The following is a 3,207-nucleotide window of genomic DNA, read 5'->3' as shown; positions in this document are numbered from 1 at the left end:
TGTCAAACGGCATGCTGGTATCGAGGGGAACATAATCGACGCCGATCGCCTGCAGTTTTTCCGCATAGGTGTCTCGGAGTTCCTTGAGTGCTTCGAGGTAGTCCGCTTTCATTCCTTCGGCATCCAGAACCATGGAGTCGCCGGCTTCCGGTTCTTTTAAATCAACCATGCCTTCAAAGGGGAAAAAGACCTCGGCTTCATCCAGAATCTGGAAGACGATGACATCGTGGCCGGCATAACGAAGACGTTGCAGGCTGTCCAAAACCTGTTTCTGATCGGTCAATAAATCCGAGAAGATCATGAAGAGACTGCGATGTTTAACCATCGAGGCAATCTGCTGGATATTCTGTGAAACTTCTGTCGTACCAGAGGGTTGTGAATTTGCCAGCATCGCCAGAATATTTCCCAGTTGACCGCGTTTACTGCGTGCCGGGAGAAAGTTCTTGATCCGGTCACCAAAGGTAATCAGACCGACCGGGTCCTGTTGATGAATCATCATGTAAGCCAGTGAGGCGGCCAGGCAGATGGCGTAGTCGAATTTTGAAAGCTGCTGGCGATAGGTGTAAGCCATGCTCTCTGACAGATCCAGTACCAGATAACCGGTCAGATTCGTTTCCGCCTGGTACTTTTTAATGTAATAGCGGTCGGTTTTGGCGTAAACCTGCCAGTCGATGTCGCGCGGGTCGTCCCCCTGGGTATAACGCCGATGCTCACTGAATTCGACGCTGAATCCATGATACGGGCTGGCGTGCAGACCACTGAGAAAGCCTTCCACAATGAATTTTGCTCTCAAATCAAGGCGCGCAACTGTCTGGATGACTTCAGGTTTGAGATATTGTTCCGCATTTGCCATCGATGATGAACTCCCCTCTGGATAACGCCTCCACTATAACAGTTGAGCGTCTGAATGTCCCGGTCCGTTTAATTCTCTTTTTGAGGAGCGAGAGGAACGATAAAATCATTTATGCGGTCTGGTGGGAGAATGGTCTATACTCTTGAACATTTTGTAGCACTCGTATAATCTGGAAGTAAGACTCCGGGTAAGATAATCGGAATCTTAAACTTGCTTTGAAAGTGGAATAGAGTAGGTTTACCATAGGTGACGTTGCGGGAAATGCCTCTTCTTTGAAACGGGGAGCGATGGCAGTGCCCGGTCGTTACTAATATTAATAAAAGCAAAAAACGGTACTGCATTTGCCCAGATGCTATGTTAATCTGACAACGCGCAGCGCCGCAGGTTGATTTTAATACCATTCGTTCTCATATAAAAAAATGCTTCTGATTTCATCTACATGCAACAACTGATTCTATTCATTTTGCAGAAGCATTCATGATTTTATTATCTGACTATCATTAACGTTATTACTTATCCAGTTACAGGGATTTATTATGTCAAACGACATAACTTCGGATGAACGCAATAATAATCGTTCCGAGATACCATGTCCGCTTTGTAATGAGATGGTTCGCACTGGCCTCGTTCGCTGCTGGAATTGTGGTTCGTTCATGCGCGAAGATATCGCAGAAGCATATCGCAAGATGCAGGAAAATCCGGCGCCGATGATTTTCAGTCAACTGCCGGACGACTCTGAGGATTCCGCCGAAGCAAACTCCCGCACTTCCACTGCCACGATGACCGGATATTCCGATCGCGATGATGACGATTTCATATTGGATAAAAGTATTGCCGTCACGGAATATGAAGCGTCGGATGATGATTTTCAGCTGAGCGGCAATAAGCAGGGCAGCGACGAGAGAGAGCCGGAAACCATTCCCCTGGCCAGAGAAGAAACTCCCGAAGAATCAGCACAGAATACAACAGCCGAGGAAGCAGCCGAAGCAAAATCGAAACAAATCAAGGAGGCACCTGCTGAAGACCATTCGGTGGCGACGGGAGGGGACGTCTTATTGAATGTCGCGATGGAAGAGGAAAAAGAGGATAAAAAACGTCGCAAAGGCGCCGGGCGGAAACGACGGCGTCGGGCCGGAAAAATGGACGGGGGGATCGTTGTTTATTGTCCGAACGGGCATCGAATTCGTGTTCGCGAAGAATATCGGGGTTCTGCCGGTAAATGTCCCGCCTGTAACGTCCTGTATCTCGTCCCCCTGGCAGCAGGCACAAAAGACGGGGAAGCAGCCGAATCAACGGGTGATCAGGCTGCGCAGGCAGGCGAAACCGCCGCGACTGAGGGGGTTGGTGCCGGCTCTTATACCCATTGGTTGAAAGACATCAAGTTACATGCCGTTGATCCGACTAAACTCAAATTGAAGCCCAACAGTCTGGAAAAAACATTTACTACGGTCGATCTGGCAATTTCTCCGGAGAGTATGCTGATCCTGGGGTTGGTGAAAGCGGGGCTGCTGGGCGGCGGTTCGAAGGAGAAACAGGAAAAAGCCAGAGCCGACATTTCGCAGCATCTGCGTGAAGAAAAAGACATAGCGGAACTCCCTGCTGCCAGCGTGCAGATTATCAAAGGAGATCAAATTCCGACTGTGCGAGTCGCATTTCCTACGATGTATGACCATGAATCGGTTTTCGCGGGAGTGCCTGTCTTTGGAAAAGGGCGGATTGCGATTGCATTGCCGAAGCAGGAAGACGCGAAAGAAAATCAGTATTTGACCTTTTCTTTGACCGAGTATCGCAAGTTTTATGCTGCCATGTCTGAACTCTTTGGTCTGAAAACTCTGGGGCAGGATTCCGGGATCCCGTTGACGGATCAAATCAAAGCAGTGACCTGTCACTACAGCGAACAGTCTTTCGAAGTGCTGGATAACGAACACCTTGATTTTTATGAAGCGGATTCCGAAATCAAGTTGAATCTTGCAGGGAGACAGTGTCAGGCCTGCCAGTTGATTGTGAGTGAAGATTCCCGAAAGAAAGAGCGAATCGGGGGCAAAACGGGTAAAGGGATTGCCAAAACAAAATGCCCCAAATGCAGCGAAAAGTTCGGCAACATTTCACTCTGGCAGATCGCCCCGGCTGAGGTGACGGAACCGGCTCCCGCGAAATAACGGTGTAGAGCGGGCGTGGGGATTGATTTCTTCTGCCGCTTACTCGATATTCAGTATCCGGGCTGAAAACGCCTGTTTCTCAAATTTCAGGGCCGTTTGTGCCCTTGTTCGATGCGGTCTCGCTAGTCGCGATCCGGATCATTTGCGCGTATCGATTGCAGAACTTGTTTCTGCAGTTACAATGCCTATGATTCA

The 3,207-nt window shown here is 49.0% G+C and carries 2 protein-coding genes; one reads left to right on the top strand and one right to left on the bottom strand.

Annotated features, from left to right (window positions below):
• The coding region (locus Q0294_RS00025) for a DUF58 domain-containing protein (protein ID WP_299459342.1) at positions 1 to 853 on the bottom strand (853 nt) is incomplete at its 3' end.
• 536 nt (positions 854 to 1,389) lie between these two features.
• Between Q0294_RS00025 and Q0294_RS00020 the strand changes: the two genes are divergently transcribed.
• Positions 1,390 to 3,012, top strand: a complete 1,623-nt coding sequence (locus Q0294_RS00020) for a hypothetical protein (protein WP_299459340.1) — start codon at positions 1,390 to 1,392, stop codon at positions 3,010 to 3,012.
• Positions 3,013 to 3,207: the final 195 nt, after the last annotated feature.

This window comes from uncultured Gimesia sp., assembly GCF_937919775.1.
Lineage (GTDB): Bacteria > Planctomycetota > Planctomycetia > Planctomycetales > Planctomycetaceae > Gimesia.
The sequence above is the reverse complement of the archived record's forward strand: the minus strand, read 5'-3'. Positions and strand labels throughout refer to the sequence as shown.

Coding starts and splice junctions, on each gene's coding strand:
- Q0294_RS00020 (WP_299459340.1), top strand. CDS start 1,390: ATGTCAAACGACATAACTTCGGATGAACGCAATAATAATCGTTCCGAG.